The organism is Plantibacter sp. ME-Dv--P-122b (assembly GCF_030209375.1).
In the GTDB taxonomy this organism is placed as follows: Bacteria; Actinomycetota; Actinomycetes; order Actinomycetales; family Microbacteriaceae; genus Plantibacter.
This window is the reverse complement of record NZ_JARVSC010000003.1, coordinates 408,305-422,900: the sequence shown is the minus strand read 5'-3', so window position 1 is coordinate 422,900 and position 14,596 is coordinate 408,305. Positions and strand designations below refer to the sequence as shown.

The following is a 14,596-nucleotide window of genomic DNA, read 5'->3' as shown; positions in this document are numbered from 1 at the left end:
GTCAGACGGTGAGGTCGTGGGCGGCCGAGGCGGAGGCGCTGCGGTCGGGTGTCGTGATGACGAGGAGGTCGTCGCCGAGCGGTTCGACGCCGACGGTGGTGAGGCGGATCGCATCGCCGATGGTGTCGACACCGAGGTCGCCGATCGCGAGGCGAGGGCCGCCGAGGAGCACCGGGGCGAGGTAGGTGAGGACCGTGTCGGCGAGTCCCGCGCGGAGGAACGCTGTGGCGATGGTCGGGCCGCCCTCGATGAAGACGCTCCGGACGCCCGCGGCGCGGAGCTCGGCCAGCAGCGCAGCCGGATCGTGCCCGTGGTGGAGGACGACCGGCCGGGGGTGACGGTGGACCGCGGCGTCCCGGGGGATCGGGCGATCACCCATGACGACGGGCAGGGGCTGCTCGGGCAGGAGGTCGCCGCGGTCGTTGCGAGCGGTGAGGCTCGGGTCGTCGGCGAGGACCGTCCCCGTGCCGACGAGGATCGCGTCGTGGGCGGCCCGTCGACGGTGGACGTCGTCGCGAGCGGCATCGCCGGTGATCCAGCGGCTCGTGCCGTCGCTCGCGGCGATCCGCCCGTCGAGACTCGAGGCCCACTTCACCGTGACGGTCGGGCGGCCGAGGCGGGCGGTGGTGAGCCAGTCGTCGAGGAGGTCCTCCGCCGGTCCGGCGAGCACGCCGCCGACGACGGTCACGCCGCCGTCCTGGAGCCGTTCCGCTCCGCCTCCGGAGTGGTGGCCGGGGTCGTCCACGGCGAACACGACCCGCTCGACGCCGGCTTCGAGGAGGGCGACGGCACACGGACCGGTCCGGCCCGTGTGGTTGCAGGGTTCCAGGGTGACGACGGCGGTCGCGCCGCGGGCCGCTCCGGGTGCGAGGTGCGACAGGGCGTCGACCTCGGCATGCGGGGTGCCGGCTCCACGGTGCCAGCCCTCGGCGAGCACGGTGCCGTCGGCGTCGAGGATCACGCAGCCGACGCGGGGGTTGACGCCGCGGGACGGGCCGTTGGCAGCGAGTTCGAGCGCACGCAGCATGGCCTGCTCCTCGCGGACACTCGCCTGCGGTGCCTCGGTTCCTGCGCTCATCTGTCCGTCATCTCGGTCGGTACTGACACGAGTTCCGGGGTCGCGGGCAGGTGCTCGCCGGCGTCGACCATCGGCCGACGCCCGTGCTTCCTTCCATCCGGACTCGAACGCCGCCTGCGAGCAGACGCGTTCATAACCGTCGGTCCTGGAGTTCCACCAGGTCAACCGGGCCTCGCTTGCGCGAGACACGGGTCGCGGACTATCACCGCCGGTTCGGACTCTCACCGACCCCGGAGCACGTTACGTGTTGTCGATTCTAGGCCAACGGCCTGAGTGGGTGCCCTATTCCCGGTTCGGATGACGCCCGGTTGCAGCGCCTGATGCGGCCGGGATCAGCGCTGGGCGTCGTGCTGGTCGATCGCCGCGCGGGCCGTTCCCTCGTCGACCACGAGGTCGGAGATGAGTCCTCCCGCCAACGCCCCGAGGAGCGGGGGCACCTTGGCGGCTCCGGCGACCACGCAGATCCGACGGGAGACGCCGCGCAGCACGTCGAGGTCGGGCCCGGACGCACGGTTGTTGAAGGGGATGTCCCGCCAGGAACCGTCGGCTCTGAAGAACACCGTCGCGACGTCCCCGACCGCCCCGGCGCTCGCGAGCGCCTCGAAGTCGCTGTCGTCGAGGTAGCCGCCGACGTACACATGGCTGGGCACCCCCGAGAGCTGCGAACCGAGACCGAACAGTGCGACGTCCATGCGGCGCTGGATCTCGAGCACCCGTCGGATGCTGCGCTCCCGCCAGAGGGCGAGCTTGGTCGCCGGATCATCGAAGAAGGCCGGCACCGCGAACTGTTGCGCGTAGGCCCCGTAGGCGTCCGCGTATCGATGCAGGATCTCGCTCGCGTAGAGGATGCCCGAGGTGCGCGTGTTGGCCGCACCGTTCAGCTGGACGATCTGCGAGTTGTGGGTCCGCTTGGGGGTGAGGTGCCTCGCCACCGCACTCACGGTCGAGCCCCATGCCAGGCCGAGCGTCATGTTCGAGTCGAACACCGAGCCGAGAAAACGTGCAGCCGAGAGGGCGACGCGCTCCAGGCGGTCGATGTCGCTCGTGTGGTCGGGGACCGGGACGATGTGGGCGGTCACGCCGAAGCGGTCGCGGAACTCCGCCTCGAGCCGAGACGGCATGTCGTGCGGGGAGCGCACCTGGATGTCGACGAGCCCGCTCTCCCGGGCGTATCCGAGTAGGCGGGACACCGACGACCGAGAGGTGTGGAGCTCCTGGGCGATGGCCTCCATGGTGAGATCCTGCACGTAATACAGCTGTGCGGCGCGGAGCGCCTCGGCCGTCCGGTCCGGCTGGCTGAGCGCGTCTGCGAGCGACATCGGTCTCCTTGCACGTTTGTTCACTAGGGCTGTTCAGAGTTGCAGCGGGTGTCACGATGTATTCAGTCACATCATTCGGCGGCGCGCAATCCCGGCAGCGTCGCGTTCCAACCGCGAAGAAGCGAGGCATCTCATGTCCCTCAAGTCGTCAGCTCCCCGTTCCACCGTCCAGTCCGTCATCGACCGCCCGCAGGCGTCGGTGCTCATCATCGGCGGCGGCATCAACGGCATCGCGACCTTCCGCGACCTCGCGCTCCAGGGCGTCGACGTCACGCTCGTGGAACGCAACGACTGGGCCTCCGGTGCCTCCGCAGCGTCGAGCCACATGATCCACGGCGGCATCCGCTACCTCGAGAACGGCGAGTTCCGTCTCGTCCAGGAGTCGGTGCAGGAGCGCAACGGGCTCATCAAGATCGCCCCGCACTACGTGAAGCCGCTCGAGACCACGGTCCCGATCTTCTCGACCTTCTCGGGCATCCTCTCCGCACCGCTGCGCTTCCTCACCCACAAGCAGGGCAAGCCGCAGGAGCGTGGTGCGCTGCTCATCAAGGTGGGCCTCACCGCGTACGACTCCTTCTCCCGGGACGGCGGCAGCGTGCCGCGCCACCGCTTCCACGGCCGCAAGAAGTCCCTCGCCGACCTGCCGAAGATGAACCCCGGCCTCAAGTACACGGCGACCTACTACGACGCCTCCATGCACGACCCGGAGCGCCTCGCACTCGACGTCCTCATGGACGGCCTCGCCGCCGGCCCGCACGCCCGCGCCGTCAACTACGTCGAGGCGGTCGGCATGGGAGCCGACGGCGTCGAGCTCCGCGACACCGTCACCGGCCAGACCTTCACCGTGACGAGCGACGTCGTGGTCAACACCTCCGGCCCCTGGACCGACCTCACGAACGCCGGCCTCGGCGAGCCGACGACCTACATGGGTGGCACGAAGGGCTCGCACATCGTCCTCGACAACCCGGAGCTCTACGCGGCCACCAAGGGGCGCGAGATCTTCTTCGAGCACGAGGACGGCCGCATCGTCCTCATCTACCCGCTCAAGGGCAAGGTCATGGTCGGCACGACCGACATCGACGCGGACCCGAGCACCCCGAGCGTCTGCACCGAGGAGGAGGTCGACTACTTCTTCGACCTCGTGAAGCACGTCTTCCCGACCATCGCGACCTCGCGCGAGCAGATCGTGTACCGGTTCTCCGGCATCCGTCCGCTGCCGAAGCACGACGACGAGGCCCCCGGCTTCGTGTCGCGCGACTACCGGATCGAGCGCCGGGCCGCCGCTGCACGTCCGTCCACCACCGTGTTCAGCCTCGTCGGTGGCAAGTGGACCACCTTCCGGGCCCTCGCCGAGCACCTCAGCACGGATGTGCTCAACACCATCGGTGCCCCGCGACCCGTGCAGACCCTCGGACTCGCGATCGGCGGCGGCGCCGGCTTCCCGCGCACCGACGCCGCGACGCGTACCTGGGTCGCCGCGCACGAGGACGGCACCGGTGCGAAGCGCGCCGAGCAGCTGCTCAACCGGTACGGCACGAAGGCAGCCGCACTCCTCGAGCACTTGTCCGAGCACGGCGACGACCGCTTGCAGGGCGCTGCCGACTACAGCGTGCAGGAGCTGGAGTACCTCGTCGAGCAGGAGCAGGTCGTGCACCTCTCCGACGTGCTGCACCGCCGCACGAGTCTCGCCTTCACCGGATCGCTCACCGCCGACCTCGTCGACGAGATCGCCCGCGTCGTCGGTGGTGTCCTCGGGTGGGACGACGCCGAGCGGACCGCGCAGATCACCGCAGCGCTCGACCGCCTGCGCGACGCCCACCAGGTCGAGCTCCGGGTCGACGCCGCCAAGGAGGCCCCGGCGTTCTCATAATGCACGAATGTGCAGGCAAGGCCCTTGTCCTGTGCAACAGGAGCTGGCTACCTTACAAGCAACTGGTCAGTGCAACCTAGCCCAGCGGGGCTCGCGCCTCGGCGTCGGCCCCCACACGGCCACACCTATGAAAGGTCAATGAAGACATGAACCTCGGAACCATCTTCCTCTCCGAGACCGTGGGGACGGCGATGCTCGTCCTCCTCGGTACCGGTGTGGTCGCCACGGCGATCCTCACGAAATCCAAGGGCCTCGGTGGCGGCTGGCTGCTCATCAACTTCGGTTGGGGCCTCGCGGTCTTCGCCGGTGTCACGGTGTCCTACGCCTCCGGCGGACACCTGAACCCCGCCGTCACGATCGGCTTCCTCACCACGGGGTCGATCGACTTCGGTACGGCGCTCGTCTACTGGGCGGCGCAGATGGTCGGTGCCTTCATCGGTGCCGTGCTGACGTACTTCGCCTTCAAGCAGCACTTCGACCAGGAGGAGGACCCGGGCAAGAAGCTCGGTGTCTTCTCGACCGGTCCGGAGATCCGCAGCTACGGCTGGAACCTCGTGACCGAGGTCATCGCGACCTTCGTCCTCGTCTTCGTCGTGATGTCCTTCGGCAAGACCGGCCCCGACGCGGTGGTCATCGAGGGCGTCCCCGGAGGACTCGCAGCCCTCGGCGCCCTGCCCGTCGCCCTGCTCGTCGTCGGTATCGGTGCCTCCCTCGGTGGCCCGACCGGCTACGCGATCAACCCGGCACGTGACCTCGGTCCGCGCATCGCCCACGCCATCCTCCCCATCAAGGGCAAGGGCAAGAGCGACTGGTCCTACGCCTGGGTGCCGGTCGTCGGCCCCCTGCTCGGTGGTGTCCTCGCGGCCCTCGCCTCGATGGTGCTGCTCCCGGCCGTCTGACCTGACGCTGCGGCGGTGACCGGACACGACCACCGCCGCGGCACCCCGGGGTACCGGTTCCGGTGCCTCACCTCGCAACGCACGCAACGAAGGAGTATCCAATGGCGGACTACGTCATCGCAATCGACCAGGGGACGACGAGTTCCCGGGCCATCGTCTTCGACAAGAGCGGATCGATCGTCTCGACGGGCCAGCTCGAGCACGAGCAGATCTTCCCGAAGGCCGGCTGGGTCGAGCACAACCCGAACCAGATCTGGAACAACACCCGCGAGGTCATCGGCCAGGCGCTCAGCAAGGCCAACATCACCCGGCACGCCATCGCGGCCATCGGCATCACGAACCAGCGCGAGACCGCCGTCGTCTGGGACAAGACCACCGGTCAGCCCGTCTACAACGCGATCGTCTGGCAGGACACTCGCACGCAGGACATCGTGAACCGCCTCGCCGCGGACGGTGGCGTCGAGCGCTTCAAGAAGACCGTCGGCCTGCCGCTGGCGACCTACTTCTCCGGCACCAAGATCGTCTGGATCCTCGAGAACGTCGAGGGTGCTCGCGAGAAGGCCGAGGCGGGCGACCTCCTCTTCGGCACGACCGACAGCTGGGTCATCTGGAACCTCACCGGTGGTGTCAACGGCGGCGTGCACGTCACCGACGTCACGAACGCCTCGCGCACGCTCTTCATGGACCTCGAGACCCTGCAGTGGGACGACGAGATCCTCAAGGCGTTCGGCGTCCCGAAGTCGATGCTCCCGGAGATCAAGAGCTCCTCCGAGGTCTACGGACACGCGTCCGACGACAGCCTCCTCCGCGAGACCCCGATCGCCGGCATCCTCGGCGACCAGCAGGCGGCGACCTTCGGGCAGGCCGCATTCCAGCAGGGCGAGGCCAAGAACACCTATGGCACCGGTAACTTCATCATCTTCAACACCGGTGAGGAGATCGTCCACTCCGAGAACGGTCTGCTGACGACGCTCGGCTACAAGCTCGGCGACGCGAAGCCGCACTACGCGCTCGAGGGTTCGATCGCCGTGACCGGTTCGCTCGTCCAGTGGCTGCGCGACAACCTCGGCATGTTCTCCTCGGCTCCCGAGGTCGAGGCGCTCGCCAAGACCGTCGAGGACAACGGTGGCGCGTACTTCGTGCCGGCATTCTCCGGGCTGTTCGCGCCCTACTGGCGCCCGGACGCCCGCGGTGCGCTCGTCGGGCTCACCCGCTATGTCAACAAGGGCCACATCGCCCGCGCCGCCCTCGAGTCGACCGCGTTCCAGACGGCCGAGGTCATCGACGCCGTCAACGCCGACTCGGGTGTCCCGCTGACGGAGCTCAAGGTCGACGGCGGCATGACCGCCAACGACACGCTCATGCAGTTCCAGGCCGACATCCTCGGCGTCCCGGTCATCCGACCGGTCGTCGCGGAGACCACGGCGCTCGGCGCGGCCTACGCGGCCGGTCTCGCCGTCGGCTTCTGGTCCGACCTCGACGACCTCGCGAAGAACTGGCAGGAGGACAAGCGCTGGGAGCCCAACATGGACTCCGAGGAGCGCGACCGCCTCTACCGCAACTGGAAGAAGGCCGTCACGAAGACCTTCGACTGGGTCGACGACGACGTGCAGTAGTCCCGACCGACCGGAACGGCCCGTCCTCCTCGCGGAGGGCGGGCCGTTCTGTCGTGGTCCGTTCGCCCATCTTCGGGCGACGGAGCCCTCGTTCGCCCGAAGATGGGCGAACGGACGGCGGGATCAGGCGGGGCGGAGGAGTCCGACGCGGTCGTAGACCTCGGCGAGGGTCTGCTCGGCGACCTCGGTCGCGCGCGCGGCGTTGACCGCGAGCAGGCGGTCGAGCTCGGCGGGGTCGTCGAGGAGCTCGAGCGCGCGCGCACGGACCGGCTCGAGTTCGCCGACGACGACTTCGGCGAGGCCCTTCTTGAGGTCGCCGTAGCCACGACCCTCGAACTCGCCGACGACGGCTTCGATGGGGGAGCCGGTGATCGCGGAGTAGATGCTCAGCAGGTTCGAGACGCCGGGCTTCGTCTGGGCGTCGAAGGCGATGACGCCGTCGTTGTCGGTGACCGCACGCATGATCTTCTTCTGCGTGACCTTCGGCTCGTCGAGCAACCAGATGATCCCTGCCGGGGTCTCGGCGGACTTCGACATCTTCGACGTCGGGTTCTGGAGGTCGTAGATGCGCGCGGAGTCCTTCTGGATCTGCGCCTTCGGGACGACGAAGGTGTCGCCGAAGCGGGCGTTGAACCGCTCGGCGAGGTCGCGCGTGAGCTCGATGTGCTGTCGCTGGTCGTCGCCGACCGGCACGATGTCGGTCTGGTAGAGCAAGATGTCCGCCGCCATGAGGATCGGGTAGGCGAAGAGCCCGACCGACGAGGCGTCGCGCCCGTGCTTGGCCGACTTGTCCTTGAACTGCGTCATGCGCGCAGCCTCACCCATGCCGGTGATCGTGTTGAGCACCCAGGCCAGCTGCGCGTGCGCGGGGACGTGCGACTGGACGTACAGCGTCGAGGCCGAGGGGTCGATGCCTGCGGCGATGTACTGGGCGGCCGTGCGACGGGTCTTCTCGCGCAGCTCGGCCGGGTCCTGCGGCACCGTGATCGCGTGCAGGTCGACGATGCTGAAGAAGGCGTCGTGCTCCTGCTGCATCTGCTTCCACTGCAGGAGGGCACCGATGTAGTTGCCGAGGTGGAGCGAGTCGGCGGAAGGCTGCATGCCGGAGTACAGGCGTGGCTTGGTCATGTGGGTTCTCGCAGAGGGATGAGCGGCCGGAGCCGGGGCACGGAGTGGTGGGGTGGCGTGATGCCGAAGGGTCAGACGGCGTAGTCGACGACGACGGGGGCGTGATCGGACCATCGCTGGTCGTACGCCGCGGCCCGGTCGATCGTGTAGCCGGACGCGAGGGCTGCGAGCTCGGGGGTGGCGAGGTGGTAGTCGATGCGCCATCCGGTGTCGGTGTCGAAGGCCTGGCCGCGCTGGGACCACCAGGTGTAGGGGCCGGGGACCTGGCCGGCCGCCTGACGCCCGACGTCGACCCAGCCGAGGCCGGTACCGGTCACGCCATCGACGCCCGTCACGGTCTCGCCCGCCGGGCCGAGGTAGCGGTCGAAATAGGACCGCTCGGCGGGCAGGAAACCGGCACGCTTGACGTTTCCTTTCCAGTTCTTGATGTCGAGTTCGGTGTGACCCACGTTGAGGTCGCCGACGACGAGGGACAGCGGGTTGTGCTCGCGCAGCGCGGGCAGCCGCTCGAGCATGGCCTCGAGGAAGCGGAACTTCTCGACCTGCTTGGGGGTGTCGACCTCGCCGGAGTGGACGTAGGTGCTCACGACCGTGACGAGGGTGCCGTCGATGTCGAAGTCGGCCTCGATCCACCGACCCGCGCTGTCGAAGTCGTCGGCACCGAGGGCGACGCGGTGGATGCCCGCCGAGCGACGGCTGACGATCGCGACGCCCGCGCGCCCCTTGGCGGTCGCGGCGTCGTGCAGGATGTTCCAGTCCGGTCCGAAGAGCGTCTCGAGGTCGCTCGTCGCGGCGCGGACCTCCTGCAGGGCGAGGATGTCGACCCCGCGGTCTTCGAGCCAGTCGCCCATCCCCTTGCGGAAGGCCGCGCGGACTCCGTTGACGTTGACACTGGCGATGCGGAGGGGTGCAGACATGCCTCCAGCTTAGTCGCGGGGGCCGACAACGCCCTGGCCCAGGCGTCCGCCCGGACGTCGGCGATGGGGTGGATCCGATGCCTCCGTCGCGGGCGACTCAGGGGCCTCACCGTGTTGTCGGATGAGCTCGGCTGCGGCATCCTCGGCGTGCCGCACGCGCCGACGGGCGAACCAGACCGCCGGACCCTTGGCGTGCCGGAGGGATTCGCGGGCCTCCCGCAGTTCCGCCTCCGCGATCAGTCTCCTGGCCGCCAGCTCTTCGGCCGCCTGCTCCTCCGGCGTCGTGGTGCGCACACTGATGCCCTGGTCGTCGAGCCCGACGGCGATCCACGCAGCGGAGGCGAGGATCACCCGGCTCACGAGGTTGAACCACAGCATGAGGCCGATGAACACCGCGAAGGTCGCGAGCAGGGGGTTCCGGGAGGCCCCGGCGATCACCGCGCTGCTCGCGACGCTCAGGAGCGAGAGCACCAAGCTGCCGAGGAGTGCGCCTCCGAAGAGGTTGCGCCACGGGATCCGGATCCGGCTGAGCACGCGGTACATGGCGCCGAGGGTGACGAGGTTCACGACGACCGCGACGACCAGACCGACGACGCGGCTGCCCACGGTCACCCAGAAGGTGCCCTCCAGTCCGACGAGTGCCAGCAGCCAGCTGAGTGCCTGCGTGCTGGCGACCGACAGCGTCGCGGAGACGAGGAGCAGGACACCGAAGGCGAGTGCCAGGACGAGGTCGACGACCTTCAGCAGGAAGAAGCTCGCGGCGACCTTCGGGAGCGCGAAGATCGACCTGACCGCTTGCCGGGTGTAGTAGAGCCAACCGATCGCCGTCCAGATGAGTCCGACGGCGGCGATGACCCCGGTCCAGCCGAGCAGGGAGGCGCTCGACAACTGCTCCTCGGCGATGATGCCTTCGCCGTCGGTGCCGATGAGGCCTGGGACGGCGCGGTTGATGATCTCCACCAGCGCCTGGAAGACCTCGGCGTTGTTGCCGAGCCAGATGCCGGTGATGGCGAATCCGACGTAGACCGCGGCGAACACGGCGAAGACGGCCTGGAAGCTGATCCCTGCGGCCAGGAGATTGCCGTCCATGGCGAGATACCGATGGATGACGCGGTAGGGCTTCAGCCGCATGACCCAGGTCGTGGCGCGCTCCGCCCTCGCCGCGCGGGGCGCGAGTCGTCGGATGAACGGGTTCTCGCTGTTCTGGATCCACTGGAACACGAGTGGCGGTGGTGTCTGCTGCAGCCGCACCCTGGGGGTGGTGTTGACGTCCGGTGCGTCGACGGAGTCCTTCCTCGGCGCACGCGGATTGGTCACCGCACCAGCCTACAAGCGGGCCGGACCGGGGGAGAGACGGTGCACTAGGGTCGAACCATGCGCGAGGCGGAGGGGCAACGCACGTTCACCGGCACCGGCGTCGGACGTGGCGTCGTCGCCGGTCCCGTGCTCCGCATGCCGGAGCCGCTGCCCGAGCCGAGCGCCGACCCGTTCGGCGGGGACGTCGCGCTCGAACAAGCCAGGGCCGTCGCAGCACTGGGTGCGACGCGGGCCGACCTCGAGGAGCGGGCTCATCGAGCCGGTGGCCATGCGCAGGACGTGCTCGAAGCACAGGCGGTCATGGCTGACGATCCGGCCCTCGCGGCGGACGTCGCGACGCGCATCGCGGGCGGACGTTCCGCGGAGCGCGCGGTGTTCGAGGCTCTGGCGACGGTCCAGCAGGTCCTCTTCAACCTCGGGGAGCCCATGGCGGCCCGCGCGACCGACGTCGGTGACGTCTCGCAACGGGTCATCGCACGGCTGCTCGGCCGCCCCGTCCCAGGTCCGCCCGAGTCGGACGAACCGTTCGTCCTCGTCGCCGCGGACCTCGCTCCGGCCGACGCCGCGCTCCTCGATCTCGACCGGGTGTTGGCGCTCGTGACGAGTGGCGGTTCGGCGACCTCGCACACGGCCATCCTCGCGCGCGAGCAGTCGCTCATCGCCGTGGTGGGCGTCGCCGGAGCCGAGCAGTTCGAGGACGGTGAGATCGTGCTCGTCGACGCCGGAGCCGGGGTCGTCACCGGGTCCCCGACGAAGCGCGAGGTGCGTTCGGCCAGGTCCACCGCGGCCGAGCGGGTGCGAGTGTCACCGCGCTCGCCCGGCGAGCTCGCCGACGGCACCCCGGTGCCCCTGCTCGCGAACCTCGGGTCGGTCGCCGGTGCGGCCGGTGCGCTGGCGCTCGGAGCCGAGGGGGTCGGGCTGTTCCGCACCGAGTTGCTCTTCCTCGACCGCGCGGAGGCACCGGGCGTCGCCGAGCAGGCTGCTCGCTACGGCGAGTTGCTCGCGGCGTTCCCGGGCAAGCGGGTCGTCGTCCGGATGTTCGACGCCGGGGCCGACAAGCCGCTCGCCTTCCTCAGACCCGATGCGGCCGAGCCCAACCCGGCGCTCGGGGTGCGAGGCATCCGGGCGCTCCGCGCTCGTGACGAGGTGCTCCGAGACCAGCTCACGGCGCTCGCTCTCGCGCAGGACGCCCACGAGGCCGACCTCTGGGTGATGGCCCCGATGATCGCCGACCTTCCCGAGGCCGCGGCGTTCGTGACCCTCGCCAAGCGGCTCGGCCTGCGGACGGTCGGGACGATGATCGAGGTGCCGTCGAGTGCGCTGCTCGCCGCGCAGATCCTCGGGGTCGCGGACTTCGTGAGCATCGGCACCAACGACCTGACGCAGTACACGCTCGCTGCGGACCGTCTCCTCGGGCCACTCGGCTCGTACCAGGACCCGTGGCACCCGGCCGTCCTGCGGCTCGTGAAGCTCGTCGGCGACGCGGGGCTCGCCTCCGGGCGTTCGATCGGCGTCTGCGGGGAGGCGGCAGCGGATCCGGCCCTCGCGGTCGTGCTCGTCGGACTCGGGGCGACGAGTCTCTCGGTCACCCCGGCAGCGCTCGGTGATGTTCGGAGCGAGCTGCGCCGCTACACGCTCGAGGCGGCCCGGGCCATGGCCATGGACGCCCTGAGCGCCGCGTCGCCGGCTGAAGCAAGAGCCGCTGCGCTGGCCTGACGCAGCGCGGTGCGCTGAGGCGAGAGCGCCGTCTTCGGCGTGACCGCGGGAGAACGCATTGAGCGCGCCCCTCCGGAGGGGCGCGCTCGATGTGATGGCCTGCACTCGCGCCAGCGCATCGCGCTGACACCAGGGTTGGGAACGGCTAGGAGACCTTGCCGGAGATCATGGCCTGCTTGACCTCGGCGATCGCCTGCGTGACCTGGATACCGCGGGGGCATGCCTCGGTGCAGTTGAAGGTGGTGCGGCAGCGCCACACGCCCTCTTGGTCGTTGAGGATGTCCAGGCGGACCTGCGACGCGTCGTCGCGGGAGTCGAAGATGAAGCGGTGCGCGTTCACGATCGCCGCCGGCCCGAAGTACTGGCCGTCGGTCCAGAAGACGGGGCACGACGAGGTGCACGCGGCGCACAGGATGCACTTCGTGGTGTCGTCGAAGCGGGCGCGCTCGGCGACCGACTGCACGCGCTCCTTGTTCTTCTCCGCGGGCTTGCCCGGCATGAGGAACGGCTGCACCTCGCGGAACGACGCGAAGAAGGGGTCCATGTCGACGACGAGGTCCTTCTCGAGCGGCAGACCCTTGATCGCCTCGACGTAGATCGGCTTCGAGATGTCGAGGTCCTTGATCAGCGTCTTGCAGGCGAGCCGGTTCCGGCCGTTGATCCGCATGGCGTCGGAGCCGCAGATGCCGTGTGCGCACGAGCGACGGAACGTGAGCGTCCCGTCCTGTTCCCACTTGATCTTGTGGAGCGCGTCCAGGATGCGGTCCGTCGGGAACATCTCGACGTCGAAGTCCTCCCAGCGCGGCTCGGTGTCCACGTCCGGGTCGAACCGACGGATGATCAGGGTGACCGTGAAGGACTGGATCTCCTCCGGGGCCGCGGCCGGCGGGTTCTCGAGCGTTGCAGTGCTCATCGCTAGTACTTCCTCTCCATCGGCTGGTACCGCGTGATGACCACGGGCTTCCAGTCGAGCCGGATGTGGTCGGCCGCGTCGGACGAGTGCGGGTCGCCGGACAGGTACGCCATCGTGTGCTTCATGTAGTTCTCGTCGTCGCGCTTCGGGTAGTCGTCGCGCATGTGACCGCCACGGCTCTCCTGACGGTTGCGAGCGGAGTAGACGACCACCTCGGCGAGGTCGAGCAGGAAGCCGAGCTCGATCGCCTCGAGGAGGTCGGTGTTGAAGCGCTTGCCCTTGTCCTGGACGGCGATGTTCTGGTACCGCTCGCGCAGGTTGTGGATGGTGGCGGTGACGCCCGCGAGGGACTCGTCGGTCCGGAACACCTGGGCGTTGCGGTCCATCTCCTCCTGGAGCTCCTTGCGGATTGTGGAGATCCGTTCGGTGCCGTTGGAGTTCCGCATCTGCTCGATGAGGCCGGCGACGAAGCCGGCGGGGTTCTCGGGCAGCGGCGTGAAGTCGACGCCCTGGACGTACTCGACGGCGTTGTTGCCGGCGCGCTTGCCGAACACGTTGATGTCGAGGAGGGAGTTCGTGCCGAGTCGGTTCGAGCCGTGGACGGACACGCAGGCGCACTCACCGGCGGCGTACAGGCCGGGGACGACGGTGTTGTTGTCGCTCAGGACCTCGGCCTTGACGTTCGTCGGGATGCCGCCCATGGCGTAGTGCGCCGTCGGCATGACCGGGACGGGCTCCGTCACCGGGTCGACGCCGAGGTAGGTGCGCGCGAACTCGGTGATGTCGGGCAGCTTGGTCTCGAGGACCTCGGCACCGAGGTGGGTGCAGTCGAGGTAGACGTAGTCCTTGTTCGGCCCGGCGCCGCGGCCCTCCGCGACCTCCTGGACCATGCAGCGCGCCACGATGTCTCGCGGGGCGAGGTCCTTGATGGTCGGTGCGTACCGCTCCATGAAGCGTTCACCGCTCGCATTCCGGAGGATCGCGCCCTCGCCTCGGGCTCCCTCGGTGAGGAGGATGCCGAGACCGGCCAGGCCGGTGGGGTGGAACTGGAAGAACTCCATGTCCTCGAGGGGGAGACCCTTGCGCCAGATGATCCCGACGCCGTCGCCCGTGAGCGTGTGGGCGTTCGAGGTCGTCTTGTAGATCTTGCCGAAGCCACCGGTGGCGAAGATGACCGCCTTCGCCTGGAAGACGTGGATCTCGCCGGTGGAGAGCTCGTACGCGACCACACCGGACGGCTTGTCGACGCCGTCGACGTTCGTCATGATCAGGTCGAGCGCGTAGTACTCGTTGAAGAAGTTGATGCCGAGGCGGACGCAGTTCTGGAACAGCGTCTGCAGGATCATGTGGCCCGTGCGGTCGGCGGCGTAGCAGGCGCGGCGGACCGGAGCCTTACCGTGGTCGCGGGTGTGGCCGCCGAAGCGACGCTGGTCGATCTTGCCATCCGGGGTGCGGTTGAACGGCAGGCCCATGTTCTCGAGGTCGATGACCGCGTCGATGGCCTCCTTCGCGAGGATCTCCGCTGCATCCTGGTCGACGAGGTAGTCGCCGCCCTTGATGGTGTCGAAGGTGTGCCACTCCCAGCTGTCCTCCTCGACGTTCGCGAGCGCTGCGGCCATGCCGCCCTGCGCCGCTCCCGTGTGGGACCGCGTCGGGTAGAGCTTGGAGATGACGGCCGTCTTCGCTCCAGGGCCGGCCTCGATCGCGGCGCGCATGCCGGCACCGCCGGCACCGACGATCACGATGTCGAACTGGTGGTAGTGGATGCCGTCGATGACGGTGGACTCGGTGGTTTCTGTAGTCACGGTTTCCGTTGCTCGGTC

11 protein-coding genes and 1 riboswitch are annotated in these 14,596 nt (G+C 69.1%); of the genes, 4 read left to right on the top strand and 7 right to left on the bottom strand.

All coding sequences use genetic code 11. The features are described from left to right. Nucleotide 1: 1 nt before the first annotated feature. Nucleotides 2–1,078 (bottom strand): bifunctional diaminohydroxyphosphoribosylaminopyrimidine deaminase/5-amino-6-(5-phosphoribosylamino)uracil reductase RibD, encoded by a 1,077-nt coding sequence (gene ribD / locus QRN19_RS06675; protein ID WP_285025956.1) that lies wholly within the window; start codon nucleotides 1,076–1,078, stop codon nucleotides 2–4. 80 nt (nucleotides 1,079–1,158) lie between these two features. Further along, nucleotides 1,159–1,320, bottom strand: a riboswitch (FMN riboswitch). 90 nt (nucleotides 1,321–1,410) lie between these two features. Beyond that, entirely contained in the window at nucleotides 1,411–2,397 is a 987-nt protein-coding gene (locus QRN19_RS06670) for a sugar-binding transcriptional regulator (RefSeq protein WP_056012949.1), read from the bottom strand. A gap of 133 nt (nucleotides 2,398–2,530) precedes the next feature. On the opposite strand from QRN19_RS06670, the gene QRN19_RS06665 reads away from it, so the two are divergent. From QRN19_RS06665 to glpK, 3 genes are all read left to right on the top strand, one after another. Further along, nucleotides 2,531–4,267, top strand: a complete 1,737-nt coding sequence (locus QRN19_RS06665; protein ID WP_285025954.1) for a glycerol-3-phosphate dehydrogenase/oxidase — start codon at nucleotides 2,531–2,533, stop codon at nucleotides 4,265–4,267. Nucleotides 4,268–4,413: 146 nt separating this feature from the next. Then, on the top strand, nucleotides 4,414–5,166 hold the full coding sequence (locus QRN19_RS06660; protein ID WP_285025953.1) for an MIP/aquaporin family protein: 753 nt from the start codon (nucleotides 4,414–4,416) through the stop codon (nucleotides 5,164–5,166). 101 nt (nucleotides 5,167–5,267) lie between these two features. Then, nucleotides 5,268–6,782 carry a glycerol kinase GlpK gene (gene glpK / locus QRN19_RS06655; protein ID WP_285025952.1) on the top strand — a complete coding sequence of 505 codons (1,515 nt, stop codon included), beginning with the start codon at nucleotides 5,268–5,270 and terminating at the stop codon, nucleotides 6,780–6,782. A gap of 123 nt (nucleotides 6,783–6,905) precedes the next feature. Here the strand turns inward: glpK and trpS are convergent, their stop codons facing one another. From trpS to QRN19_RS06640, 3 genes are all read right to left on the bottom strand, one after another. Continuing rightward, entirely contained in the window at nucleotides 6,906–7,910 is a 1,005-nt protein-coding gene (gene trpS / locus QRN19_RS06650) for a tryptophan--tRNA ligase (RefSeq protein WP_285025951.1), read from the bottom strand. Between the two features lie 71 nt (nucleotides 7,911–7,981). Next, on the bottom strand, nucleotides 7,982–8,827 hold the full coding sequence (locus QRN19_RS06645; RefSeq protein ID WP_285025950.1) for an exodeoxyribonuclease III: 846 nt from the start codon (nucleotides 8,825–8,827) through the stop codon (nucleotides 7,982–7,984). A gap of 9 nt (nucleotides 8,828–8,836) precedes the next feature. Next, the gene (locus QRN19_RS06640; RefSeq protein WP_285025949.1) at nucleotides 8,837–10,144 is read right to left on the bottom strand and encodes a YihY/virulence factor BrkB family protein; all 1,308 of its coding nucleotides are present in this window, start codon (nucleotides 10,142–10,144) and stop codon (nucleotides 8,837–8,839) included. 57 nt (nucleotides 10,145–10,201) lie between these two features. Here QRN19_RS06640 and ptsP point away from each other — a divergent pair, with 57 nt between their 5' ends. After that, nucleotides 10,202–11,860, top strand: coding sequence for a phosphoenolpyruvate--protein phosphotransferase (gene ptsP / locus QRN19_RS06635; protein ID WP_285025948.1), 1,659 nt, complete (start codon nucleotides 10,202–10,204; stop codon nucleotides 11,858–11,860). A gap of 145 nt (nucleotides 11,861–12,005) precedes the next feature. Here ptsP and QRN19_RS06630 read toward each other — a convergent pair whose 3' ends face one another. After that, nucleotides 12,006–12,773, bottom strand: a complete 768-nt coding sequence (locus tag QRN19_RS06630) for a succinate dehydrogenase iron-sulfur subunit (protein ID WP_285025947.1) — start codon at nucleotides 12,771–12,773, stop codon at nucleotides 12,006–12,008. Between the two features lie 2 nt (nucleotides 12,774–12,775). Continuing rightward, complete coding sequence (gene sdhA / locus QRN19_RS06625; RefSeq protein WP_285025946.1) at nucleotides 12,776–14,578, bottom strand: succinate dehydrogenase flavoprotein subunit; 1,803 nt, start codon at nucleotides 14,576–14,578, stop codon at nucleotides 12,776–12,778. Nucleotides 14,579–14,596 lie beyond the last annotated feature (18 nt).

Coding starts and splice junctions, on each gene's coding strand:
- ptsP (WP_285025948.1), top strand. CDS start 10,202: ATGCGCGAGGCGGAGGGGCAACGCACGTTCACCGGCACCGGCGTCGGA.
- QRN19_RS06645 (WP_285025950.1), bottom strand. CDS start 8,827: ATGTCTGCACCCCTCCGCATCGCCAGTGTCAACGTCAACGGAGTCCGC.
- QRN19_RS06630 (WP_285025947.1), bottom strand. CDS start 12,773: ATGAGCACTGCAACGCTCGAGAACCCGCCGGCCGCGGCCCCGGAGGAG.
- trpS (WP_285025951.1), bottom strand. CDS start 7,910: ATGACCAAGCCACGCCTGTACTCCGGCATGCAGCCTTCCGCCGACTCG.
- QRN19_RS06660 (WP_285025953.1), top strand. CDS start 4,414: ATGAACCTCGGAACCATCTTCCTCTCCGAGACCGTGGGGACGGCGATG.
- QRN19_RS06670 (WP_056012949.1), bottom strand. CDS start 2,397: ATGTCGCTCGCAGACGCGCTCAGCCAGCCGGACCGGACGGCCGAGGCG.
- ribD (WP_285025956.1), bottom strand. CDS start 1,078: ATGAGCGCAGGAACCGAGGCACCGCAGGCGAGTGTCCGCGAGGAGCAG.
- QRN19_RS06665 (WP_285025954.1), top strand. CDS start 2,531: ATGTCCCTCAAGTCGTCAGCTCCCCGTTCCACCGTCCAGTCCGTCATC.
- glpK (WP_285025952.1), top strand. CDS start 5,268: ATGGCGGACTACGTCATCGCAATCGACCAGGGGACGACGAGTTCCCGG.